Annotated in this window: 19 protein-coding genes; 11 read left to right on the forward strand and 8 right to left on the reverse strand. The window is 62.1% G+C overall.

The genetic code is table 11. The annotated features are described in order from the left end of the window. Positions 1 to 10: 10 nt before the first annotated feature. From hisS to HMPREF3173_RS23255, 6 genes are all read left to right on the forward strand, one after another. Positions 11 to 1,300 carry a histidine--tRNA ligase gene (gene hisS, locus HMPREF3173_RS23230; protein WP_070577055.1) on the forward strand — a complete coding sequence of 430 codons (1,290 nt, stop codon included), beginning with the start codon at positions 11 to 13 and terminating at the stop codon, positions 1,298 to 1,300. A 39-nt stretch (positions 1,301 to 1,339) separates the two neighbouring features. After that, positions 1,340 to 1,981 (forward strand): tetratricopeptide repeat protein, encoded by a 642-nt coding sequence (locus HMPREF3173_RS23235; RefSeq protein ID WP_043208108.1) that lies wholly within the window; start codon positions 1,340 to 1,342, stop codon positions 1,979 to 1,981. Position 1,982: 1 nt separating this feature from the next. After that, positions 1,983 to 3,125, forward strand: coding sequence for an outer membrane protein assembly factor BamB (bamB, locus tag HMPREF3173_RS23240; RefSeq protein ID WP_070577057.1), 1,143 nt, complete (start codon positions 1,983 to 1,985; stop codon positions 3,123 to 3,125). 117 nt (positions 3,126 to 3,242) lie between these two features. Continuing rightward, positions 3,243 to 4,709: a ribosome biogenesis GTPase Der gene (gene der / locus HMPREF3173_RS23245; protein ID WP_070577059.1), complete on the forward strand. Its 1,467-nt coding sequence runs from the start codon at positions 3,243 to 3,245 to the stop codon at positions 4,707 to 4,709. Between the two features lie 168 nt (positions 4,710 to 4,877). After that, entirely contained in the window at positions 4,878 to 6,026 is a 1,149-nt protein-coding gene (locus tag HMPREF3173_RS23250) for a pyridoxal phosphate-dependent aminotransferase (protein WP_070577061.1), read from the forward strand. After that, positions 6,014 to 6,808: an amidohydrolase gene (locus tag HMPREF3173_RS23255; protein WP_043208116.1), complete on the forward strand. Its 795-nt coding sequence runs from the start codon at positions 6,014 to 6,016 to the stop codon at positions 6,806 to 6,808. Before HMPREF3173_RS23250 ends, HMPREF3173_RS23255 begins: the two co-directional genes overlap by 13 nt. Before the next feature lie 83 nt (positions 6,809 to 6,891). Here HMPREF3173_RS23255 and HMPREF3173_RS23260 read toward each other — a convergent pair whose 3' ends face one another. After that, positions 6,892 to 9,447, reverse strand: a complete 2,556-nt coding sequence (locus HMPREF3173_RS23260) for a sulfite reductase flavoprotein subunit alpha (RefSeq protein ID WP_070577063.1) — start codon at positions 9,445 to 9,447, stop codon at positions 6,892 to 6,894. A 108-nt stretch (positions 9,448 to 9,555) separates the two neighbouring features. Further along, on the reverse strand, positions 9,556 to 11,796 hold the full coding sequence (locus HMPREF3173_RS23265; protein WP_070577065.1) for a TonB-dependent receptor: 2,241 nt from the start codon (positions 11,794 to 11,796) through the stop codon (positions 9,556 to 9,558). A 221-nt stretch (positions 11,797 to 12,017) separates the two neighbouring features. Here HMPREF3173_RS23265 and HMPREF3173_RS23270 point away from each other — a divergent pair, with 221 nt between their 5' ends. Together HMPREF3173_RS23270 and HMPREF3173_RS23275 are read left to right on the forward strand one after the other, a co-directional pair. Further along, positions 12,018 to 12,698 (forward strand): Fe2+-dependent dioxygenase, encoded by a 681-nt coding sequence (locus HMPREF3173_RS23270; protein ID WP_070577067.1) that lies wholly within the window; start codon positions 12,018 to 12,020, stop codon positions 12,696 to 12,698. A gap of 3 nt (positions 12,699 to 12,701) precedes the next feature. After that, a complete protein-coding gene (locus tag HMPREF3173_RS23275; RefSeq protein WP_070577069.1) occupies positions 12,702 to 13,451 on the forward strand; it encodes a tetratricopeptide repeat protein in 750 nt (249 codons plus the stop codon). Between the two features lie 120 nt (positions 13,452 to 13,571). On the opposite strand, the gene HMPREF3173_RS23280 is transcribed toward HMPREF3173_RS23275, so the two are convergent. Together HMPREF3173_RS23280 and HMPREF3173_RS24485 are read right to left on the reverse strand one after the other, a co-directional pair. Beyond that, the gene (locus HMPREF3173_RS23280; RefSeq protein WP_043208127.1) at positions 13,572 to 14,735 is read right to left on the reverse strand and encodes a type III PLP-dependent enzyme; all 1,164 of its coding nucleotides are present in this window, start codon (positions 14,733 to 14,735) and stop codon (positions 13,572 to 13,574) included. 213 nt (positions 14,736 to 14,948) lie between these two features. Next, positions 14,949 to 15,299, reverse strand: coding sequence for a hypothetical protein (locus tag HMPREF3173_RS24485; protein ID WP_139146887.1), 351 nt, complete (start codon positions 15,297 to 15,299; stop codon positions 14,949 to 14,951). 29 nt (positions 15,300 to 15,328) lie between these two features. On the opposite strand from HMPREF3173_RS24485, the gene HMPREF3173_RS23285 reads away from it, so the two are divergent. From HMPREF3173_RS23285 to HMPREF3173_RS23295, 3 genes are all read left to right on the forward strand, one after another. Next, a complete protein-coding gene (locus HMPREF3173_RS23285) occupies positions 15,329 to 15,829 on the forward strand; it encodes an RNA polymerase sigma factor (RefSeq protein ID WP_043208129.1) in 501 nt (166 codons plus the stop codon). 17 nt (positions 15,830 to 15,846) lie between these two features. Then, positions 15,847 to 16,809 (forward strand): FecR family protein, encoded by a 963-nt coding sequence (locus HMPREF3173_RS23290; protein ID WP_043208130.1) that lies wholly within the window; start codon positions 15,847 to 15,849, stop codon positions 16,807 to 16,809. 108 nt (positions 16,810 to 16,917) lie between these two features. Beyond that, positions 16,918 to 19,344 (forward strand): TonB-dependent siderophore receptor, encoded by a 2,427-nt coding sequence (locus HMPREF3173_RS23295; protein ID WP_070577070.1) that lies wholly within the window; start codon positions 16,918 to 16,920, stop codon positions 19,342 to 19,344. A gap of 103 nt (positions 19,345 to 19,447) precedes the next feature. On the opposite strand, the gene HMPREF3173_RS23300 is transcribed toward HMPREF3173_RS23295, so the two are convergent. The 4 genes from HMPREF3173_RS23300 to HMPREF3173_RS23315 are packed head-to-tail and all read right to left on the reverse strand — an operon-like array spanning position 19,448 to position 22,893. Then, the gene (locus HMPREF3173_RS23300) at positions 19,448 to 20,608 is read right to left on the reverse strand and encodes an osmoprotectant ABC transporter ATP-binding protein OsmV (RefSeq protein ID WP_070577072.1); all 1,161 of its coding nucleotides are present in this window, start codon (positions 20,606 to 20,608) and stop codon (positions 19,448 to 19,450) included. Next, entirely contained in the window at positions 20,605 to 21,258 is a 654-nt protein-coding gene (locus tag HMPREF3173_RS23305) for an ABC transporter permease (RefSeq protein WP_070577074.1), read from the reverse strand. Before HMPREF3173_RS23305 ends, HMPREF3173_RS23300 begins: the two co-directional genes overlap by 4 nt. Further along, positions 21,255 to 22,166 (reverse strand): glycine betaine ABC transporter substrate-binding protein, encoded by a 912-nt coding sequence (locus HMPREF3173_RS23310; RefSeq protein WP_043208137.1) that lies wholly within the window; start codon positions 22,164 to 22,166, stop codon positions 21,255 to 21,257. The genes HMPREF3173_RS23305 and HMPREF3173_RS23310 overlap by 4 nt, the downstream gene beginning before the upstream one ends. A 13-nt stretch (positions 22,167 to 22,179) precedes the next feature. Beyond that, positions 22,180 to 22,893 carry an ABC transporter permease gene (locus HMPREF3173_RS23315; protein ID WP_043208139.1) on the reverse strand — a complete coding sequence of 238 codons (714 nt, stop codon included), beginning with the start codon at positions 22,891 to 22,893 and terminating at the stop codon, positions 22,180 to 22,182. Between the last annotated feature and the right edge of the window lie 514 nt (positions 22,894 to 23,407).

The following is a 23,407-nucleotide window of genomic DNA, read 5'->3' on the forward strand; positions in this document are numbered from 1 at the left end:
AGGACTTTTCGTGAGCAAATCGCTGCAAGCCATCCGTGGCATGAACGACATCCTGCCCGACCAGTCGCCTCTGTGGCGCTACTTCGAAGGTACCGTGGCCGGCCTGCTGGACACCTATGGCTATAGCCAGATCCGCACGCCGATCGTCGAATTCACCGAGCTGTTCAAGCGCTCGATCGGTGAAGTCACCGATATCGTCGAAAAAGAGATGTACACCTTCGAGGACCGCAACGGCGATTCGCTCACCTTGCGTCCTGAAGGCACTGCCGCCTGCGTGCGCGCCGTCCTCGAGCACGGCATCACCGGCAACGGCCAGGTGCAGAAGCTGTGGTACGTGGGCCAGATGTTCCGCCATGAGCGCCCGCAAAAGGGCCGCTACCGCCAGTTTCACCAGATCGGTGTCGAGGTGTTCAACCTCGAAGGGCCGGACGTCGATGCCGAGCTGATCATGCTGACCTGGCGCCTGTGGGGCCTGCTGGGCATCCAAGAGGCGGTCAAGCTCGAACTCAACAGCCTGGGCACCAGCGAGGCCCGTGCCCGTTACCGCGAAGCGCTGGTCGAGTTCCTGTCGGCACGTCTCGAGCAACTGGATGAAGACAGCCAGCGTCGCCTCAAGAGCAACCCGCTGCGTATCCTTGATAGCAAGGACCAGGGTACCCAGGCGGTGCTGGTCGGTGCGCCAAAGCTCGAAGACTACCTGGACGAAGCGTCCCGCGTGCACTTCGAGGGCCTCAAGGCTCGCCTGGACGCCGCCGGCATTCCGTTCGTGATCAACACCAAGCTGGTCCGCGGGCTGGACTACTACAGCAAGACCGTGTTCGAGTGGGTCACCGACAAGCTCGGCGCCCAGGGCACTGTCTGTGCCGGTGGCCGCTATGATGGGCTGGTCGAGCAGATGGGCGGCAAGCCGACCCCGGGCGTTGGTTTCGCCATGGGCATCGAGCGTCTAATCCTGCTGCTGGAGACCCTGGGCAAGGTGCCCGAATCCATCAGCCGTCAGATCGACGTCTACCTGTGCGCCTTTGGCGAGCAGGCGGAGCTGGCCGGCCTGCGTCTTTCCGAGGCCCTGCGCGATCGCCTGCCGGGTCTGCGCCTGGCGGTCAACGCCGGTGGCGGCAGCTTCAAGAGCCAGTTCAAGAAGGCCGACAAGAGCGGGGCGCTGTTCGCCCTGATCCTCGGTGATGACGAACTGGCGCAGCAAATGATTGGATTCAAGCCCCTGCGTGGCCAGGGCGAACAACAGAACATTGCCTGGGATGCTCTGGCCGAGCACCTGCAAGCCGCTGTCGCGCAGGCGTGACAGGGTCAAACAGCCGAATTGCTGAAAAGGAGTATTGGGGTGTCGAGTACCGATGATGAAGGCCTGGCCGCAGCCAAGGACTGGTGGAACCGCAATGGCAAGCCGCTGCTGACCGGTGCCCTGCTGGCCGGCGTGGTGGTTATGGGCTGGCAGACCTGGCACAAATACCAGAACAACCAGTCGCAAGGCGCCTCGGCCCTGTACCAGGCCCTGCTGGAAACCAGCCTGACGCCAAGCGGTCAGCCAGACGCAACCAAGGTTGCGGAACTGTCCGGCAAGCTTAAGAGCGAGTTCGGTGGCTCGGCCTATGCCCAGTACGGCAGCCTGTTCGTGGCCAAGGTCGCGGTCGACAGCGGCAAGCTTGACGACGCTGCCGCCGAGCTTAAAAGCGTGATGGAAAAGCCGGCCGATGCCACCTTGGGTGAGATCGCACGTCAGCGTCTGGCCCGGGTGCTCGCCGCCCAGGACAAAGCCGAAGAAGCCCTCAAGCTGCTCGACGGTGATGCCGACAAGGCCTTCCTGGCCAGCCGCGAAGAACTCAAGGGCGATTTGCTGGTTCAGCTGGGGCGGGCCGACGATGCCCATAGCGCCTATGAAAAAGCCAAGGCTGCGTTGTCCGATGACGCTGCGGTCGGTGGCTTGCAACTGAAGCTGGATGACCTGGCCAAAGGGGACGCCTGACGTGATCGGTTGGAAACAAGCAGCAGTGCTCACCCTGGCCGTGCTGGCCGCAGGTTGCAGCAGCAACAGCAAGAAGGAACTGCCTCCGGCCGAGCTGACCAAGTTCACCGAGGAAGTGGTGCTCAAGAAGCAGTGGAGCCGCTCGATCGGCGACGGCCAGGGTGAGACGTACAACACCTTGGTTCCGGCCATCGAGAACGACCGCATCTATGCCTCCGACGTCAACGGTCGGGTCATGGCCCTGAACCGCATCGACGGCGACGTGGTGTGGAAGAAGGACTTGGACCTGTCGGTCTCCGGCGCAGTCGGCGTGGGTTACGGTCTGGTCATGCTCGGCACCCTCAAGGGCGAAGTCATTGCCCTGGATGCCAGCACCGGCGAAGAGCGCTGGCGTTCTCGGGTGACCAGCGAAGTGCTGGCGCCGCCTGCCAACAATGGTGACGTGGTAGTGGTGCAGACCCAGGACGACCGTTTGATCGGCCTCGACGCTGCCACCGGTGACCGCCTGTGGATCTATGAGAACACTCCGGCCGTACTGACCCTGCGCGGCACCGGCGCACCGGTGGTGACCAACCGCCTGGCCGTGGCCGGCCTGTCCACCGGCAAGGTGGTCGCGGTGGATGTGCGCAACGGCGTGCCGGTGTGGGAGAGCCGCGTGGCCATTCCGCAGGGCCGTTCCGAGCTCGACCGCGTGGTGGACATCGACGGCGGCCTGCTGCTGTCCGGCGGTACCCTGTACGTGAGCACCTACCAGGGCCGTGTTGCGGGCCTGGACCTGGAAACCGGACGTGTGCTGTGGCAGCGCGATGCCTCCAGCTACGTCGGTGTCGCCCAGGGCTTCGGCAACGTCTATGTCAGCGAAGCGTCGGGCACCGTGGAAAGCGTCGATGAGCGCTCGTCCAGCGCCCTGTGGACCAACGACTCCATGGCACGCCGTCAGCTGTCAGCGCCGGAAGTGTTCTCCAGCTACGTGGCCGTAGGTGATTTCGAGGGCTACCTGCACCTGCTCAGCCAGGTCGATGGTCGCTTCGTGGGTCGCGAGCGGATCGACAGCGATGGCCTGCGCGCCCGTCCCCTGGTGGTCGGCGACACCATCTATGTCTTCGGCAACAGCGGCAAACTCGAGGCACTGACCATCCGCTGAAGCTAAGCTTGAGGCCGGAGACGGCCTCGAGCCGCGGCGCTTGATGCGCCGCACGAACTCCGGCCGCTGCCTTGCAGCGGCCTTTGCATTTTCAAGAATTCAAGAGTGGAGAGCCGCATGGTTCCCGTAATCGCCCTGGTGGGACGGCCGAACGTCGGCAAATCCACCATGTTCAACCGCCTGACCAAGACCCGCGATGCCATCGTTGGTGACCTGTCGGGCCTGACCCGTGACCGCCAATATGGTGATGCCACCTGGCAGGGTCGTTCCTACATCCTGATCGACACCGGTGGTATCACCGGTGACGAAGTGGGCATGGACGAGAAGATGGCCGAGCAGTCGCTGATGGCCATCGAAGAAGCCGACTATGTGTTGTTCCTGGTCGATGCCCGCGCCGGTATGACCGCCGCTGACCAGATGATCGCCGAGCACCTGCGCAAGCGGAACAAAGAGGCGATCCTGGTCGCCAACAAGATCGACAACATCGATGCGGACGTTGCCCGCGCCGAGTTCTCGCCACTGGGCATGGGTAATGCCATCCCGGTCGCCGGCTCCCAAGGGCGTGGCATCAACGCCTTGATGGAAGCCGTGCTGGGCCACATTCCGCGCGACAAGGTCGAGGAAGCCCTCGACGAAGACGTCGCCGAAGGCGAAGAAGCCGCACGCATCCCGGGGCCGAGCGAGAAGGATGGCATCAAGATCGCCATCATCGGTCGTCCCAACGTCGGCAAATCGACCTTGGTCAACCGTATGCTCGGCGAAGAGCGCGTGGTGGTCTACGACCAGCCGGGCACTACCCGGGACAGTATTTACATCCCGTTCGAGCGTGACGACGAGAAGTACACCTTCATCGACACCGCCGGGGTGCGCAAGCGCGGCAAGATCCACGAGGAAGTCGAGAAGTTCTCGGTGGTCAAGACGCTGCAGGCGATCAAGGACGCCAACGTGGTGATCTTTGTCATGGATGCTCGTGAAGGCGTGGTCGACCATGACCTGAACCTGCTGGGCTTCGCTCTGGAAGCGGGTCGTGCCATCGTCATCGCCCTGAACAAGTGGGACGGCATGGAGCCGAGCGAGCGCGAGTACGTGAAGACGGAGCTCGAGCGCCGGCTATTCTTCGTCGACTTCGCCGACATCCACTTCATCTCTGCGCTGCACGGCACCGGTGTGGGCCATCTGTACAAATCCGTGCAGGCTGCGTTCAAGTCGGCGGTCACCCGCTGGCCGACCAGCCGCCTGACCCAGATCCTCGAGGACGCCATCAGCGAGCACCAGCCGCCAATGGTCAACGGTCGTCGCATCAAGCTGCGTTCCGCCCCCCTCGGCGGCGCGAACCCGCCGCTGATCGTGATCCACGGCAACCAGACCGACAAGATCCCGCGGTCGTACTCGCGTTACCTGGAAAACACCTACCGCCGGGTGCTCAAGCTGGTCGGCACGCCGATCCGTATCGAGTACAAGGGCAGCGATAACCCGTTCGAGGGCAAGAAGAACACCCTCACCGATCGTCAGGTCAACAAGAAGCGCCGCCTGATGTCGCACCACAAGAAAGCCGAGAAGAAGCGCAAGGACAAGCGCAAGTAAGCGGCGAGCTTCAAGCTTCATGCCTCAAGAGAGAGCAGTGCACCGAGTCTGCTCTTTCTTGCCGCTTGAAGCTTTTCGCGTGTGGCTTCGTCCTTTTTCCTGACCGCTCGATCCGCTATGCTCGGGCTCTACCCCGTGCCGTATGCAGTGTTCAGGAAAGAGGGCTTCATGATCCACAGCAAATTGCCGAACGTCGGCACGACCATTTTCACCACCATGTCGCAGTTGGCCGTGCAGACAGGTGCGCTCAACCTGTCCCAGGGTTTCCCAGACTTCGACGCGCCCCAGGCGCTGCTCGACGCCGTGTGCCGCCATGTCATGGCCGGCCATAACCAATACTCGCCGATGACCGGCCTGCCAGCCTTGCGCCAGCAAGTGGCGGCCAAGATCGCACGCCTGTATGGCGTGACGGTCGATGCCGATCAGGAAGTGACCATCACGCCAGGTGCCACCGAGGCGATCTTCTGTGCCATCCAGGCGGTGATCCAGGCGGGCGACGAGGTGATTGTCTTCGATCCGTCCTATGACAGCTACGAGCCGTCCGTTGAACTGGCCGGCGGACGCTGTGTGCATGTGCAACTGTGCGATGGCGAGTTCCGTATCGACTGGCAGAAGTTCAGCGATGCACTGACGCCGCGCACGCGCATGGTCATCCTGAATTCGCCACACAACCCCAGCGGCGCATTGATCAGCCGTGAGGACCTGGACCAGCTGGCACACTTGATCGAAGGTCGTGATATCTACCTGGTCAGCGACGAAGTGTACGAGCACCTGATCTATGACGGCGTGCGCCATGCCAGCGTATTGGCCCATGAGCAGCTCTACTCACGTGCATTCGTGGTCAGCTCGTTCGGCAAGACCTATCACGTCACTGGCTGGAAGACCGGCTATGTGGTGGCGCCACCGGCGTTGAGCGTGGAGTTGCGCAAGGTCCACCAGTACGTCAACTTCTGTGGTGTGACGCCCTTGCAGTGTGCCTTGGCCGACTACATGGCCGAGCACCCTGAACATCTGGATGAATTGCCGGGCTTCTATCAGGCTAAGCGCGACCTGTTCTGCGACTTGCTGCAGGACTCGCGTTTCACCTTCACTCGTACCCCAGGTACTTACTTCCAGCTGGTGGATTATTCGCAGATACGCCCGGATCTGGGTGATGTCGAGATGTCTCTGTGGCTGACCCGTGAGCACGGCGTGGCGACCATTCCGGTTTCGGTGTTCTACCAGCAACCTATCCCAGAGCAACGCCTGGTGCGCCTGTGCTTTGCCAAACGTGAGGAGACGCTGCGTCAGGCGGCGGAAAAACTATGCGCGATCTGAGCCAACTGCCTAACCTGAAAGTCGCCCTGGTGCAGACAACCCTGGCCTGGCACGACCGCGAGGCCAACTATGCGCATTTCGAGGAGCTGTTGGCCCAGGTCGGCGAGGCGGATCTGGTGATCCTTCCCGAGATGTTCACCACCGGCTTCTCCATGGAGTCCGAAAGCCTCGCTGAGCCTGAGAATGGCCCCACCTACAAATGGCTGAAGGCTCAGGCCAAGAAGTTCGATACGGTGATCACCGGCAGCGTGATCATCCAGGCCGCCGATGGCAGCCACCGCAACCGCTTGCTGTGGGCGCGGCCCGATGGCGAGATCCTGCATTACGACAAGCGCCACCTGTTCCGCATGGCCGGCGAGCACCGGCACTACACACCGGGCGAGCGGCAGGTGCAGTTCGAGCTCAAAGGGTGGCGCGTGCGCCCACTGATCTGCTACGACCTGCGCTTCCCTGTGTGGAGCCGTGATGCCCAGGACACCGACCTTTTGCTTTATACCGCCAACTGGCCGGCTGCGCGCCGTCAGCACTGGAACCGTCTGTTGCCGGCGCGAGGGATCGAGAACCTGTGCTATGTGGCGGCAGTGAACCGTGTCGGCACCGACGGCAAGGGCTTTGCCTATTCAGGCGACAGCCAGGTGCTGGATTTCCAAGGGGAGAGCCTGCTCAGTGCCGGCGAAGCCGATGGGGTGTTCACCGTGGTGCTCCGGGCGGCGGAGCTGGCGGCGTATCGCGCACGTTTCCCGGCCAACCTGGATGCAGATACCTTCGAACTGCATTATTGAATCTTTCGCAGGTCAACCCGCTCCCTCCAGTACTGCGCTGAGCCTCAGGACAGCGCAATACCTGTAGGTGCGGGTTTGCTCAATCAATACACATCCCGCCGATACCGCCCATCCTCGATCAACTGCTGCACCACCTCGGCCCCGAGGATTCCATTGAGCGCTGCATCCACGCCAGCGGCCATCCCCTGCAAGCTGCCGCAGACATAGATACAAGCCCCCTCGGCCACCCAGCGCTTGAGCACCTCGGCCTGCTGCAACAGGACATCCTGCACATACACTTTCTCTGCCTGGTCCCGTGAAAACGCCAGGTCCAGTCGTTGCAGGTCGCCAGCGGTCAACCAGGCCTGAAGCTCGTTCCCACACAGCAAGTCATGAGCGCGGTTGCGCTCGCCGAACAGCAACCAATTGCGCGTTTCGCCAGCAGCGATACGCGCCTTGAGCAGGCTGCGCAGGCCCGCAAGGCCTGTGCCGTTGCCGATCAGAATCATCGGCGCGGGTGCATCCGGCAGGCGGAAGCCGCTGTTGCGACGCAGGCGCAGGGTGACATTGCCCTGCAGCGGTAAGTATTCAGTCAGCCAGCCTGAGCCTAGGCCCAGGCTGCCGTCGGGGTGCAGTTCTTGACGAACGATCAGCTCCAGCACGCCGTCGCTAGCGATCGACGCGATGGAGTACTCCCGTGGGGTGATGGGAATCAAGGCATCGACCACTGCCTGGGCATGCAGACCCACCAGATGTTCCCGGCCCAGCGGCAACTGGCGGGTGGCCAGTGCCTGACCGAGAGGCTTGCACAGGCCGTCCAGTTGCACCGGGGTAGTCACGTCCAGCCCCAGGCCGGCGAGCAAGGCGTCAATGCGCGGTTGACCGTTGCGCGGCAGGACCTCTACCAGATCACCCGCTTCCCAGGTGTGGGGCTGGTCTGACTGCAGCGCCAGCAGGTAGACCGGTGCGCCCTGGCTGCCTGGGTTCAGGCATTGGCGCTGGCGCAGGGTCCAGTTGGCGAACGACGGCGCTGGCCAGGCAGTCACCGGTTCGGCTCCGGTCAGTCGGGCGAGTGCCTGATACCATTGCAGCAGGGCTGCCGGATCAGCGTTGTCCACTTCCACTGGGCTGAAGGCACGGGTGGCGCCGCGCTCGCCCAGCCAAGCCTGGAGTCTGCGGGCGAAGCCACAGAAGTGCGGGTACTGGCGATCGCCCAGCGCGAGCACGGCGTAGTTCAGGTGGTCCAGCGCCCACGGTTGGCCGAGCACCTTGCGCTCGAAGGCGCGGGCGCTGTCAGGGGCTTCGCCGTCGCCGAAGGTACTGACCACGAACAGTGCGCGACGGGCCTGTTGCAGGTCGGCTTGACCCAATTCGGCCAGTGCACGGACTTGCACCGGCAGGCCGGCTGCTTGCAGTTGGCCGGCGCTCTGCCAGGCCAGCTGTTCGGCGAAACCGCTCTGGCTGGCGAAACCGATCAGCCAATTGTCGCCACCGGCCTTGGCGGGGGCTACCGAGCTGCGGGCCGCCTGCACTTGGCGTTTCTTGCGTCGGCGATCGAGGTACAGCAGCCAGCCGGTGATGAAGAACAGCGGCATGGTCAGGCTGGCCACGGTGACGATGATCCGACCTGGCAGGCCGAAGTAGCTGCCCACGTGCAAGGCATAGACGCTTTGCAGCAACTGCGCTTTGAACGACTTGTCGGTGTAGCGCTCGTGGTGTTTCACCTGGCCGGTGGCCGGGTCCAGCGTCAGGGTGTTGAAAGCGCGCTCGTGGTCGGCACCTTCGAGGAGGTAGAAGAGCGTCGCCGGTCGCCCACCGGCAGGCGGCAGGCGCAGGTTGTAAGTCAAAAGGCCGGGGCCTGCAGCCTCCTTGAGGCTGGTCCAGATGGCGTCGTAGTCCACCACCAGAGGCGGTGCGTCCTTGTCGAGCTTCTGCGGGCCGTGGCGGCCACGACCCTCTCCACGCTTTTGCTGCTGCCCGGCGGCGGGGGCGTCGGCCAATAGTTTGTTCAGGCCTTCGCGGTACCATTCGTAGGACCAGAACAAGCCCGTCAGGGCGAACAGCAGATAGAACAGCAGACACCAGGTCCCGGCGACGGCGTGCAGGTCCCAGTTGAAGGCGCGTCCTTTCTTGGCCCACTCCAGCGTCAGCCATGCCCGCCAGTTCAACGCCTGACGTGGCCAGCGCAGATAGAGGCCTGAGAGGCAGAAGAACACCAGCATCAGGGTGCAGGCACCGGTAATCTGCCGACCGGTGTCGCCCATGGCTAGGAAGCGATGCAGCTGCAGCATCAGGTTGAAGAAGCCTTGCCCCGTGACGTCACCCTGGAACTGGCCGGTGTAGGGGTCGACATAGCGCATCTGGCCGCGGCGCTCACCAGGTGGCGGCTGGAAGAAAATGCGCGCGGCGTTGCCCTCACGGGTATCGACCCACAGCATCGAGACGGTGTCGCCCTGGGCCGCTTCGACCCGGCGCACCAGCTCGGCCGGCGGTAGCACGCCTTCCTGGCGTACCTGCACCTTGAGCACGTCCGGATTGAACAGGCGCAGCAGTTCTTCCTGGAACGAATAAACCGCCCCGGTGACGCCCATCAACGCCAGCACCAGGCCGGCGGTGATGCCAAAGAACCAGTGCAATTGGAACAGCGACTTCTTCACCACATCATTCACCTTGTCTGGACGCCGGGCGAGGCGCGGCGAGCATTATGCCTTGGTACGCGAAAGCCCCGGTCACCGGAAAGGTGAGCGGGGCTTTGGGGCGCGACTTGATTAGAAGTGGAAGTTCGCGCTCATCAGTGCAGTACGTCCTGGTGCGACGTGCGCATAGTGCGGAGCGAACACCTGATCGAAATAGCGCTTGTCGGTCAGGTTCTGCACGTTGAGTTGAAGATCGACGTTCTTGGTCAAGCGATAGGTCGCCATCGCATCGTAACGCCAGTACGACGGTACTTCGACCGAGTTGGCTTCATCGCCAAAGCGGGAATCCATGAAGGTAGCGCCTGCACCAACGGTCAGTTGCGGAACGATGTCGTAGGTAGACCAGAAGGTGAAGCTGTTACGAGGCGTGTTAGGCATGTGATTGCCCTTGTTCGCTGGGGTCGTGGTCTTCACGATCTCGCTTTCCATATAGGTGTAGCCGCCATAGACCTTCCATTTCTGGGTGAGGTTGCCCGCGTAGGTGAACTCGAGACCTTGGACGCGCTGTTCACCGTCCAGTACTTGGTAGCTGGCATTGTCAGGGTCCGTTACCCGCGCATTGGTCTTGTCGGTGCGGAACAGTGCAGCGGTCAGCGAGAGGTTGTCATCGAAGAAGTCCCACTTCGTGCCGATCTCGTAGTTGCGGTTACGTTCTGGGTCGAGGTCGCTGTTGTTTCTCGTCAGATCCAGGCCACCGTTGCCGCTGGTTTCACCCGAAGGGTTGCTCGAAGTTGACCATGCGGCATAGATGCTGCCATTGGGCAGAGGGTTGTAGACCACGCCCAATTGGTAGTTCCACAGGTGGGTATTGTTCTCGCGCGAGAAGCTGCCGGCCGGGCCATTACGACCTGCGTTGGCGTAACCACTGGACTTGGTCTGGTAGTCGTCGTAGCGCAGCCCCATGTTCAACGACCATTGCTCATTGAACTTCAACGTGTCGAAGACGTAGACAGCGCTGGTCTTGGTGTCGGTGTCGGTAAACGCCTTGCTGTCGGTGATGGTGCCGGACCATGCGTCATCTGGAGACGGATCGTGCAAACTGGTGCAGTCGCCAGATGCCAGCAAAGCAGGGGTGCACTTGGTGCCATTGCCCGCCGCGGATTTGATGTCGTAACCACGGTTGTGCGTATCGCTGTAGGTGAACTCCAAACCAGTGACAAGGCTGTGCTCGATGGAACCGGTATTGAACTTCGCGCTCAAGTCGGTCTGGTTGACCCAACCTTTGGAGGTCGAATTCCGGTTCTTGGTCGCACGGTAGACTGTGCCGTCGGCCACGTTGCCCTTGCTGTCGTCAGGGTTGGTGACGATGTAGTCCAAGGTTGAACGCGACATGCGGAAACTGTTGGACAGCGTCAGGTTTTCGTTGAAGTCGTGCTCGATCTTGATCGTGCCGCTGTCGTTGGTGGTCTTGCGATAGTCGCGATCGTTCAGGCCGTAGAAGTTGTCGCGATCCACATGCGCGGGTTTGTCGACGTTGTATTTGCTGCGATTGGCGCTACGCGTGAGCGGAATGCCGTAGTCCGGCATGTCGTCGGTCTTGAGGTGGTAGTAGCCGACGGTCACGCGAGTATCGGTACCGAGGCCGAACGCGAACGAGGGGGCGACACCCCAACGGCTGACATCCACATCATCTCGGCCGGCGACGTTGGCTTCGTGCTTCATCAGGTTCAGGCGAAACGCCGAAGTGTCGGTCAACTGCTTGTTCAGGTCCAACGTGGTCCGCTTGGTCTGGTCAGAGCCCCAGGTAAAGCCACCATTGTAGGCATCACCGAGCTTGGCGGTTTTGGTGACCAGATTCAGGCTGCCACCCGTGGAGCCTGCGCCGGTGAAGGCCGAGCCAGGGCCTTTGCTGACTTCGATCGATTCGACGTTGAAGATTTCACGACTCTGCGAAGCCACGTCGCGCATGCCATCGACGAATACATCGCTTTCTGCGTTGAAACCGCGAATGATCGGACGGTCGCCTGCCGGGTTGCCGCCTTCGCCAGCACCGAAAGTGATGCCAGGGGTCGTACGCAAGGCGTCTACGAGACTGGTAGCGCCCGTATCACGAATGACCTGCTGTGGAATGACGGTGACACTCTTGGGTGTTTCGCGCAGCGGCGCCGTGTACTTCTTCGAGGTTGCCGTGTCGGTCTTGTAGCTGGTGGTGTCCTGTGCCGCGTTGACACTGGTGGCATCCAGCGAGACGACGCCATCGGTTGGCTGTTCCGCCGCTAGGGCAAGCTGGGCGGCGGAGGAAGCAGTGATTGCAACGCCGATGGCGGAGGCGAGCAGACGTGGTGAACTCACAGCAGATGGCACATGACGCATTTCGATGAACCTTCCCCAAGGTTTGAAGTCGGCGGATCTTAATGCAAGCAATTGCGAGTCTCAATTGAGAATCGTTAACAAACGCGAGAAACTTACAATCTTTACAATTTCTCTTTACGGTTTTGCTGTGCTGAAACGTCTTAAGCGGCGGGCGGGGCTTGTGTGGTGCAAAAGGGAATCAATATCATTGGCAGCCTTCCTACCTCTCAGGTGCCACCGTCATGCTGCTCCACATTCCCGGTCTGTTCGACGCCGACGAACTCTCCCGCATCCGTGAGGCGCTGGAGCAGGCGGACTGGGCCGATGGCAAGGTCACCGCGGGTTATCAGTCGGCCAAGGCCAAGCACAACCTGCAGTTGCCAGAAGGGCACGCGCTGGCCAAGGAGATCGGCAGCGCCTTGATCGATCGTCTGTGGCGCAATCCGCTGTTCATGTCTGCGGCATTGCCGCACAAGGTGTTTCCACCGCTGATCAACTGCTACCGCGAAGGCGGCAATTTCGGCTTCCACATCGACAACGCGCTGCGTCAGCCCAAGGGTAGCGCCGAGCGGATACGCACGGATGTCTCTTCTACGTTGTTCTTGAGCGACCCGGACAGCTATGACGGTGGCGAACTGGTGATCCAGGACACCTATGGTGTGCAGCAGGTCAAGCTGGCGGCCGGCGACATGGTGCTGTATCCGGGCACTAGCCTGCACAAGGTCAATCCGGTTACCCGTGGGGCGCGCTATGCGGCGTTTTTCTGGACCCAAAGCCTGGTGCGCGAGGACAGCCAGCGCACCTTGCTGTTCGAGATGGACAATGCCATCCGCCAATTGACCGCCGATGTCCCCGATCACCCCTCATTGCTGCAACTGACCGGCACCTATCACAACCTGCTGCGCCGCTGGGCCGAGGTCTGAACCGTGTCATATCAGTTGCGTCGTGAGGAAGTCGTCGATATCGCAGGTCTGCAAGCCATGCTCGAACAAAGCCCTGGCAAGGCGGCCCAAGCCATCCTGGCCGCGGCGCAACGGGGGGTTGTCGAGGCGCAGTTGATGCTCGGGCAGATTCTGCTGGATGGCCGCGGCATCGAGCAGGACCGGGCGCTGGCGCGGCAGTGGTTTGCTATAGCGGCCCAAGGCGCGAGCGCCATGGGGCACAACATGCTGGGACGATGCCTGGAGCATGGCTGGGGCGGGGAATGCGACCTGCGGATGGCCGCTGCTCACTATCGCCAGGCGGCTGACGCCGGTCTGGACTGGGGGCTGTACAACTATGCCAACCTGCTGGCTACCGGGAGAGGCGTCGCTGTGGACCAGGCTCTGGCGTTGAGCTGCTATGAAAAGGCGGCGCACCTGGGCCACGCCAAGTCGATGAACCTGTATGGCCGTTACCTGGAGCAGGGGATCGCCACCGCTGCCAGTCCGGTGCGCGCGGTGCGCTGGTATCGCCGTTCGGCTGAGGCGGGTGATTTTCGCGGCATGTTCAGCCTGGCGATGGTACTGGTCGAACGTGGGCAGTTGGCCGAGGCCCTGCCTTGGTTGGAGCGGGCGCGGGTCGAGGGGAACCTGAATTTTCTGCGCAGTGCCTTGGTGACCTTGCAGCAGGCGGGGCCGATGCTGATGGCGTTTGCCGCGCGGTATGCCCAAGAGCTGCAAAGGCGTAAGCCTTGAAGGCGTCTTTACAGTCCTTCGCGTAAATCCGCTCCACCAGGCCCGTAATGGACCTGGTGGGGCGGGTTTACCCACGAAGAAGGCGCACATGAAAACGGGGCCTCGCGGCCCCGTCTTGCATTACAGGTAGTAGGCCTTCAGCGGCGGGAAGCCGTTGAACTCAACCGCGCTGTAGCTGGTGGTGTAGGCGCCGGTGGACAGCCAGTAGAGGCGGTCACCGATGGCCAGGTTCAGTGGCAGGCCGTACTTGTAGTGCTCGTACATGATGTCGGCGCTGTCGCAGGTGGGGCCGGCGATGACCACTTCTTCGGTCTCGCCCTTCTTCTCGGTCCAGATCGGGAACTTGATCGACTCGTCCATGGTTTCGATCAGGCCGGAGAACTTGCCCACGTCGGTGTAGATCCAGCGCTCGACAGCGGTGCGCGACTTGCGTGCCACCAGCACCACTTCGCTGACCAGGATGCCGGCATTGGCGATCAGCGAGCGACCTGGCTCGAGGATGATTTCCGGCAGGTCGTCACCGAAGTCTTCCTTGAGGAAGCGGATAATTTCCTCGGCGTAGGTTTCGAGGCTGTTGGTGCGGGTGATGTAGTTGGCCGGGAAACCACCGCCCATGTTGATCAGCTTGAGCTCGATGCCGTCTTCTTCCTTCAGGCGCTCGAAGATCACCTTGACCTTGGCGATGGCCGCGTCCCAGACGCTGATGTCGCGCTGCTGGGAGCCGACATGGAAGGAGATGCCGTAAGGCACCAGGCCCAGGTCACGGGCCAGGATCAGCAGGTCCATGGCCATGTCGGTCTGGCAGCCGAACTTGCGCGACAGCGGCCAGTCGGCAGTGGTGGAGCCTTCGGTGAGGATGCGCACGTAGACTTTCGAACCCGGTGCGGCCTTGGCGATGTTGCGCAGGTCCGCCTCGGAGTCGGTGGCGTACAGGCGCACGCCCTTCTCGTAGAAGTAGCGGATGTCCTTGGACTTCTTGATGGTGTTGCCGTAGCTGATGCGGTCGGCGGTGACACCACGGCCTAGCACTTTGTCCAGCTCGTAGATCGAGGCGATATCGAAGCTCGAGCCTTTTTCCTTAAGCAGGTCGATGATCTCGACTGCCGGGTTGGCCTTGACCGCGTAGTAGACCTTGGCGAATTCGAAGCCTGCGCGCAGGTCGTCATAGGCCTGGCTGATCATCTGGGTGTCGATGAGTACGAACGGGGTTTCCTGCTTGTCGGCGAACGCCTTCATCTTCTGGAAGGTGTCACGCGCGAAATAGTCTTCGACCTGGATCGACATGCTGAGGGACTCCATGGGCAAACTGAAAAATTAAGTGGTGCAAACTGAACGTCCTCCGTATCCCCACTTTGGTTCGCCTACTTCCCAAGGCATGTCGCCGAAAGCAAAAAGGTCAACCGTGCCCGTGAAGCGGAGCGGCGGGTGACCTTGCTGTCTCGTCGTCAGTACTTGAGCCGGATGGATCGTTTCCAGCATGGACGTTCGGCGCGCACTTTAGGGCGTGAGGAATGCAGAATCAACAGGCAATCCCGGCACGTTCGTCGCGATTTGGCCACCTGCCACTGGAATAACCGACCGGTGTGAACGGCTGATGTTCCCAAGCGTAAAGAATTGTGGAATGGACCGCGCTGCCCCCTTCCGAGGCGAGCCCCCGAAAAAGACGCCATGGTGTTCTCTTGGCGACGCGAGACCGAGCAAAGTCAACAGATCGATGGCGTCAAAGTGTTCATATTTATGGCCACTTAAGGTGCGCGTCAGATCGACCGAAATTCCGATAAATTTTTTGTTACCGATCTCTGGGGCGGGCTGGGTCATCGTTGATTTGCCGTCGTTTATGAGAAGCATTACTATTCGCGACCTTGTACTGCCCCTAGATGGCCTCGACCATGTCTGGACACAAAGGCTTCCTCGATCACTATCACGAGCTGATCGGCACCTGGACGCGCAAGCTGCGCAACCGTCCACAGGCCGAGGACCTCGCCCATGACGCTTTCGTGCGGGTGCTGGAAAACCCGCGAGAGGTCATCGAGCAGCCGCGCGCCTACCTGCACCAGACGGCCCGCAACATTGCCGTCGACGGTTACCGCCGTGAGGACCGGCGCCAGGCCTTGGAAGAGGAGATGTTCGATGAAGGCGCCGCAGGCAATGGTGATCCGGAAGCCTATGTGCATGCCCTGGAACTGGCCGACAGCGTCGAGCGCGCCCTGGCCGAGCTGCCGGTCAATTGCCGGCAGGTGTTCGTCTGGCAGAAGCTCGAGGGGCTGACCCAGGCGGAGATTGCCGAGCGCATGGGCCTGAGCAAGAACATGGTCGAAAAGTATATGATCCGCACGCTCCGGCATCTGCGTGAGCACCTGGATGTGTCCACCCGATGAGTCAGGAGACCCTTTGCATGAAACAGCCCGGCGCCGAAGACGTGCGTGAGCAGGCCGCCGAATGGTTCGCGCGGATCCAGGATGCGCCGGGAGATACCCAGCTGCAGGCGCGCTTGCATCAGTGGCTTAAGGCCGATCCTCGCCACCGCCAGGAGTACGGCCTGCTCGAGCGGTTGTGGCAGGCCGCCGACCACATCCCGCCCCAGCGCCTGGAGGCGCTGTGCGTACCTGAGCCTGTGCGGCATCTGCCCCGTCGGCGTTTCCTGCAGCAGGCCCTGGCGGCGGGAGTGGGCGCCGCCGCCCTTGGATTGGGCTGGCGTGGCTGGCAATACACCCGCGAAAACCATAGCGAAGACCTGCAGACCGCCTTGGGCGAGCGCCGTGATATCGAGCTGCCGGACGGCTCGCAGCTGCAACTCAATGGCGCGACTCGCCTGGGCGTGAGGTACAGCGCCGGGCAGCGACAGGTCGTGCTCGAAGCGGGTGAAGTGATGTTCAGCGTTGCCCACGACAGCGCACGGCCTTTCGTGGTCGACACCGCCCAAGGACGCGTCACCGTGACCGGGACCCGTTTCGATGTGCGCCTGGACCGCGGGCACACCCGGGTGGCCGTGGAACAGGGCTCCGTCAAGGTGGAAGGGGCTTCCGGTCCATCGGCGCAGCTCACCGCGGGCCTGGGCGCGCATATCGATCCGCAAGGCCAGGTCGTGGCGCCGTACCCTGTGGATGCGGCTGTCGTGACGGCCTGGCGTCACGGCAAGCTGGTATTCGATAACGCCACCTTGGCCGAGGTGGTGGCGGAAGTCTCCCGTTACCGCAGCCAGCCACTGCGCGTCGCCCCTGGCAAGGCGGCGGGCCTGCGCCTGTCCAGCACCTTCAGTGTCGATGACACCGACGCGCTGCTGCGGGCCCTGCCGAGCATCTTGCCGGTGGCCATCAAGACCCATGGCGACGGCTCCAGCGAAATTATCGCGAAATAAATTCAGGTTTTTTTTCACTCGTTCGTCTTCCTCGCCAGCTGCAACTGCCAAGCATTTCCATTTGCGTGTGGTTGGCGTTCATCCGGACTTTCAGGATTCTTCGACGACGTGAATAACAACAAGCCTTTCCTGCGTTTGCCTTCTCTCGCGCTGGCTCTGGCGATCAGTGCCGCCACGGCCAATGCCTACGCCGAACAAACGCCGGCGACGATCCAAATCCAGGCTCAGCCCCTGGCTTCGGCCTTGAGCCAGTTGGGGCAACAGACCAACCTGCAATTGTTCTTCAGCCCTGAACTGGTGGCGGGCAAGCAGGCCCCGGCGGTCTCGGGAAATCTTGCGCCGGAGCAGGCGCTGCAACAATTGTTGCAAGGCAGTGGGCTGACCTATGAGCTGTCCCAGGGCACCGTGGTGGTCAAGCCGGCCGAGAGCGCAGGCGTGTTGACCACCGGCAGCCTTGAGCTGGCGCCCACCGACGTCAAAGTGGTCGGCGACTGGCTGGGGGATGCCCAGCAGAGCGTGGTACAGAACCATCCCGGCGCGCGCACCGTGGTGCGTCGTGAGGCCATGGTGGAAAAGGGCGCGATGAACGTACGCGACGTGCTGCGCGGCATCCCTGGTGTGCAGGTCCAGGATTCCAATGGCACCGGTGGCAGCGACCTGTCGCTCAACGTGGGTGTGCGCGGACTGACATCTCGCCTGTCGCCGCGCTCGACGGTGTTGATCGACGGTATCCCCGCCGCGTTCGCGCCCTATGGCCAGCCTCAGCTGTCCATGGCGCCAATTTCCTCGGGTAACCTCGACAGCATCGATGTGGTTCGCGGCGCAGGCTCCGTGCGCTATGGCCCGCAGAACGTCGGCGGGGTGATCAACTTCGTGACCCGTGCCATCCCGGAGAAAGCTTCGGGTGAGTTGTCCACAACGCTGGAAACCTCTCGCCATGGCGGCTGGAAACACACCGAGTCGGCATTTGTCGGCGGCACTGCCGATAACGGCATGGGTGTGGCATTGCTCTATACCGGCGTGAACGGCAACGGTTACCGCAGCAGCAACAATGGCAATGACATCGACGACGTCATCCTCAAGACCCACTGGGCGCCCACCGACAGCGACGAGTTCTGGCTCAACTTCCATTACTACGATGGTCGGGCCGACATGCCCGGTGGCCTGACCCAGGCGCAGTTCGACCATGACCCCTTCCAGTCGGTGCGCGACTACGATTACTTCGCCGGCCGTCGCAAGGACGTGTCGTTCAAGTGGCAGCGTCAGCTCGACGAGGCCACCCAGTTCGAAGTGCTGACCTATTACACCGACAGCTTCCGCGGCAGTTCCATCGCCGACCGCACCATGAAGACCCTGTCGTCGTACCCGCGCAATTACCACACCTTCGCTATCGAGCCGCGCTTGTCGCGGATCTTCTTCGCCGGCCCCACCACCCAGGAAGTCAGCGTCGGCTATCGCTACCTGAAGGAAGCCATGCGCGAGCAGTCTTCGCAGCTGGCGCTGATCGACAACGTGCCGACGCCGGTCCCGGGTTCCGACGGCCATGTCATCCAGGACCGCAGCGGGGGCACCGAAGCCAGTGCCTACTACATCGACGACAAGATCGACGTCGGCAACTGGACCATCACCCCCGGCATCCGCTTCGAGCACATCAATACCGACTGGCGCGACCGCCCGGTCCTGGATGGAGACTACCAGCGGGTCCCTGAGAAAAACCGCAGTGTCACCAGCAACGAACCCCTGCCAGCATTGAGCGTGATGTATCACCTGTCCGATGCCTGGAAGCTGTTCGCCAACTACGAGACCTCTTTCGGCAGCCTGCAGTACTTCCAGCTTGGGCAAGGTGGTAAAGGCGACAGCACCGCCAATGGCCTGGAGCCGGAAAAGGCCAAGACCTACGAGATCGGCACGCGTTATGACGATGGCCATTTCGCGGGCGAGCTGACCGCGTTCTACATCGACTTCGACGACGAGCTGCAATACATCAGCAACGAGGTCGGCTGGACCAACCTGGGGGCGACCAAGCACCAGGGCATCGAAGCCGCCGTGCGTTATGACCTGTCCGGGTTGGATGCACGCCTGCAAGGGCTGACGGCCAATGCAGGCTACACCTATACCCGCGCCACCTATGAAGGCGAGATTCCTGGTTTCAAAGGTCGTGACCTGCCGTTCTACTCCCGCCAGGTGGCCACGGCGGGGCTGCGCTACGAGATGAACCGCTGGACCTGGAATCTGGATGCTTATGCCCAGTCCAAGCAGCGCTCGCCAGGCACGGGGATCACCAATGGTCAGTTCAACGGCAACTACATCACCGAGCCGAGTGCCGATGGACGGTTCGGCGACATTCCCGGTTATGTCACCTGGCATGCCCGTGGTGGGTATGACTTCGGGCCGCAGCTGTCGAACCTGAAGCTGGCGGCGGGTGTGAAGAACCTCTTCGACAAGCAGTACTACACCCGCTCCAGCGACAACAATGCCGGGCTCTATGTGGGGGAGCCGCGCACCTTCTATGTGCAGGCCAGTGTAGGGTTCTGATACCAGTGCCTGATTCGCAGATAAATCCGCTCCTACAAATACAACGCTATTGGCTGTAGGAGCGGGTTTACCCGCGAAGCGGTCGGCACAACCGACACGCTTCTTAGAGGGCGACAACCGTCTCTGCCGGCGAAACGATACTGGTCTTGCCCCCACGCGAACGTCCCGAACTCAGGTAGGCCGCAATGGACTCTTGGGTCACCTCGCCTAGGAACACCTGCTCGGCATCGAGCACCGGCAACCAGGCACGATTGAACTCATACATCCGCGACAGGAGGATGCGCAGGTGTTCGTCGTGGGCTGCGGTGGCATTGAACGGGCGCAGGAAATCGCCACAGCTCCCCTGCTGGCGATGCAGGTCGCGTCGGCGCACGTAGCCCAACGCCCGGTTCTGCGCATCGGTGACCACCACATAGCGGCGATCATGCTCGTCCATCAGCTCCAGGGCATCGCTTACGGGCGTCTCGGGGCTCAGGGACGGGGCGTTGTCTGCGGCATCCTCGGCACGTACCAGCAACAGGCGCTTCAAGGTGCTGTCCTGGCCGACGAAATTGCTCACGAAGTCATCCACCGGATGGGCCAGCAAGGTGTCCGGGTGGTCGAGCTGCAGCAGTTTGCCGGCGCGGAAGATGGCGATCTTGTCGCCCAGCTTGATCGCCTCGTCGATGTCATGGCTGACCATGATCACGGTCTTGTTCAGCGCCCGTTGCATCTCGAAGAACTCGTTCTGGATCATCTCGCGATTGATCGGGTCGACCGCGCCGAAAGGCTCATCCATCAGCAGCACCGGTGCCTCGGCGGCCAAGGCACGGATCACGCCGATCCGCTGTTGCTGGCCGCCCGAAAGTTCACGCGGGTAGCGCTGCAGGTACTGCTTGGGCTCGAGTTTGATCATGTGCATCAGCTCGCGGGCGCGCTCGTGGCATCGTTGCTTGTCCCAGCCCAGCAAGCGCGGGACGACTGTGATGTTTTCCTCGATGGTCATGTTCGGGAACAGGCCGATCTGCTGGATCACGTAGCCAATGTGGCGGCGCAGGGTCACCTCGTCTAGGGCGCTGGTGTCCTCGCCATTGATCAATACCTGGCCGCTGGTCGGTGTGATCAGGCGGTTGATCATTTTCAGGGTTGTGCTTTTGCCGCAGCCCGAGGGGCCGAGAAACACGCAGATTTCGCCTTCGTTGACGGTGAGGCTGACCGCGTCGACGGCTTTGACGTCCTTGCCGTTGACGTTGAAGGTCTTGCTTAGGTTCTTCAGTTCAATCATGGGCGCAGTCCTTCCGGAGTCAGGGCACGTTGCAGGGTTTGCAGAAGCAGGTCGGCGATGATCGCCAGCAGGCTGACCAGCACGGCGCCGACCAGCAGCATGGACATGTCGCTGCGGCTGATGGAGGTGAGGATGAGTACACCCAGGCCGCCGGCGCCGATGGTGGCGGCGATGGTCATCACGCCGATGTTCATCACCACGGCGGTGCGCACGCCAGCGAGGATCACCGGCACCGCGATGGGCAATTCGACCATGCGCAGGCGCTGGCCGAAGGTCATGCCGATGCCGCGCGCCGCTTCACGGATGCCAGGTTCGACATTGGTCAGGGCCAGGTAGGTGTTGCGCATGATCGGCAGCAGCGAATAAAGGAATACCGCCGTGATCGCCGGCAATGGCCCCAGGCCCTGGCCGAACTTGGAGTAGAACGGCAGCAGCAGGCCGAACAGGGCGATCGAAGGGACGGTCAGCAGCACCGTGGCGCTGGCCTGCAGGGGGCCAGCCAGGGATGGGAAGCGGGTCATCAAGACCCCCAAGGGCACGCCGACCAAGATCGCCAGGCCCACGGCCACGCCCACCAGGGTGATGTGCTGGCCGGTCAGGTGCAGCACTTGGGACCAGTCCAGATGGGTGAACGTATCGAGCAGGTTCATGGCTGTACCTCGCTGATCGGGTGCTCGCGCAGGAATGCCGCGGCCACGGTCGCCGGGCTCTGATGCTCGACATCGACCTTGGCGTTGAGTGCACGCATGGTCTGGTCGTCGAGCAGCTCGGCCAGAGGCTTGAGCAGGTCGGCCAGGCGCGGGTTGGCGTCGAGCGTCTGTTGGCGCACCACCGGGGCGGCGGTGTAGTCGGGGAAGTAGTGTTTATCGTCTTCGAGCAGCTTGAGGTTGAACGCGTTCAGGCGCCCGTCGGTGGTGTACACCAGGCCGGCGAAGACTTGGTTATTGCGCATCGCGGTATAGACCAAGCCGCCGTCCATCTGCCGAATGTTGCGCCGGTCGAGCGGCAGGTCATACAACTCGCGCAGCCCCACCAGGCCGTCCGGGCGATTGGCGAACTCGGTGTCCAGTGCCACCAGGTGGTTGCGCTCATGCTCGTCGCGCAGCACTCGCTGCAATTGACTGATGGTGTTGAGCTGCGGGTAGGCCTTGGCCACGGCTTGGGGCAGGCCCAGGGCATAGGTGTTGCTGAATTTCGACGGGGTTAGCCAGACCAGGCCCTTCTCGGCGTCCAGTGCCTTGACCCTGGCGTAGGTGGCCTCGGCGCTGGGCATGCGTTCGTCGATGTGGTTGTAGGAGACCAGCGAAACCCCGGTGTATTCCCACATCAGGTCGAGTTGGCCGGTTTCCTGGGCCTGGCGTGCAATGTTGCTGCCCAGGCCTTCGGTGACGCGCACGGTGTAGCCGTTGGCACGCAGGTATTGGGCGGTGATTTCAGCGAGCACGGTCTGTTCGGTGAAGACCCGCGCGCCGATGCGAATCAGCGGTTTTTCCGCTGCCTGGGAGAGCCCTGCGAATAGCATGGCCGCGCCCAGGAGCAAGGCGATTTTCTTGTTCATTGGTTCCCTCTTTTTATTGGGACAGGCCGCGTTCCAGCCAGCGCTTGCTGGAAAGGCTCACCAAGGCATCGAGCGCCAGTGCCAGCAAGGCCGTGCAGGCTGCGCCCAGCAACAGTTGCGGCTGGTTGTTCAGGGCGATGCCGGGGAAGATCAGGCTGCCCAGGCTGTTGGCGCCGATCAGGAAGGCCAGGGGGGCCGTGCCCACGTTCAGCGCCAGGGCCACGCGCACACCGCCGACGATGATCGGCACGGCGTTGGGCAGTTCTACCTGCCAGAGTTGCTGGCGCGCGGTCATGCCGATGCCGGTGGCGGCTTCCTTGAGTGAGGCGGGGACGTTCTTCAGGCCTTCGTAGGTGTTGCGCACGATGGGCAGGAGGGAGGCGAGGAACAGGGCGAAGATCGCAGGGCCTGCGCCGATGCCCAGAACACTCAGGGCAATGGCCAGGACGGCCAGGGGAGGAATGGTGTTGCCAACGTTGAACAGCTGCATGAAGCGCTCGGCTTTGTCGACCCTGTGCGGTCGACTCAAGGCAATGCCGGCGGGGATACCCACGGCTAACGCCGCCGCCATCGAAGCCAGCACCAGCACCAGGTGCGCTTGCAGGTAGAACCAAAGGTCTTCGCGATAACGCGCGAAGGTATCGATGCCGATCCAGTGGACCAGCAGGGCCAGGATGACGAGCACGGCGGCCCATCCCAACAGCCCTTTGCCATAGCGTTCAGCCACAGGCGGACTCCTTTTCAGTCGGCGAACACACTCCCGTGGCGGGCGCCATACCTGGCGCCAGGCAGTGTGGTCGCGAGTAGCAGCGTGACGCGCTGAAGACAGGCGGTCACGCCATGAGCCGAACCCCGTCGGGCCCGAAATGCAGATGAAACACGCCCTGAACCGAGGCGGGTTGCAGGGGAGTGGACGTCTCCGAGGCGTTAAAGGTTCCCATCTGAAGAGGCGTTTGGCCAGTGTTAATCACTGGCTCTTCAGAAAAATCACGCGATAAAAAATCGTGGATAGCACGTGAAGGCGTTGAAGTACCTGCTATTCGGCGGTTTGCCGTATAGTGACTTGGCTGGGCAATTTTCTTGGTTATTCGCTTGAGTCGAGGCTCTCGGCGGCACACTTGAGCTTGAAGCGCGTATGCCTGGGTATGCCCCGGTCACGCTAAAGGCTCTCTGAGGCACCGGCGACTCGCAAGATTCAAAGCTGATGCCCAATGGCCTCAGGCGGGTTTTGGCCCTGCTCC

It is taken from the genome of Pseudomonas sp. HMSC08G10 (assembly GCF_001808425.1).
Taxonomy (GTDB): Bacteria; Pseudomonadota; Gammaproteobacteria; order Pseudomonadales; family Pseudomonadaceae; genus Aquipseudomonas; species Aquipseudomonas guariconensis.

What these genes read in the sequence shown, in the direction of transcription:
- HMPREF3173_RS23290 (WP_043208130.1), top strand. Translation starts at nt 15,847, where the DNA reads ATGAAACAGCCCGGCGCCGAAGACGTGCGTGAGCAGGCCGCCGAATGG.
- der (WP_070577059.1), top strand. Translation starts at nt 3,243, where the DNA reads ATGGTTCCCGTAATCGCCCTGGTGGGACGGCCGAACGTCGGCAAATCC.
- HMPREF3173_RS23300 (WP_070577072.1), bottom strand. Translation starts at nt 20,608, where the DNA reads ATGATTGAACTGAAGAACCTAAGCAAGACCTTCAACGTCAACGGCAAG.
- HMPREF3173_RS23250 (WP_070577061.1), top strand. Translation starts at nt 4,878, where the DNA reads ATGATCCACAGCAAATTGCCGAACGTCGGCACGACCATTTTCACCACC.
- HMPREF3173_RS23270 (WP_070577067.1), top strand. Translation starts at nt 12,018, where the DNA reads ATGCTGCTCCACATTCCCGGTCTGTTCGACGCCGACGAACTCTCCCGC.
- HMPREF3173_RS23280 (WP_043208127.1), bottom strand. Translation starts at nt 14,735, where the DNA reads ATGTCGATCCAGGTCGAAGACTATTTCGCGCGTGACACCTTCCAGAAG.
- HMPREF3173_RS24485 (WP_139146887.1), bottom strand. Translation starts at nt 15,299, where the DNA reads ATGCTTCTCATAAACGACGGCAAATCAACGATGACCCAGCCCGCCCCA.
- HMPREF3173_RS23265 (WP_070577065.1), bottom strand. Translation starts at nt 11,796, where the DNA reads ATGCGTCATGTGCCATCTGCTGTGAGTTCACCACGTCTGCTCGCCTCC.
- HMPREF3173_RS23255 (WP_043208116.1), top strand. Translation starts at nt 6,014, where the DNA reads ATGCGCGATCTGAGCCAACTGCCTAACCTGAAAGTCGCCCTGGTGCAG.
- HMPREF3173_RS23310 (WP_043208137.1), bottom strand. Translation starts at nt 22,166, where the DNA reads ATGAACAAGAAAATCGCCTTGCTCCTGGGCGCGGCCATGCTATTCGCA.
- HMPREF3173_RS23305 (WP_070577074.1), bottom strand. Translation starts at nt 21,258, where the DNA reads ATGAACCTGCTCGATACGTTCACCCATCTGGACTGGTCCCAAGTGCTG.
- HMPREF3173_RS23285 (WP_043208129.1), top strand. Translation starts at nt 15,329, where the DNA reads ATGGCCTCGACCATGTCTGGACACAAAGGCTTCCTCGATCACTATCAC.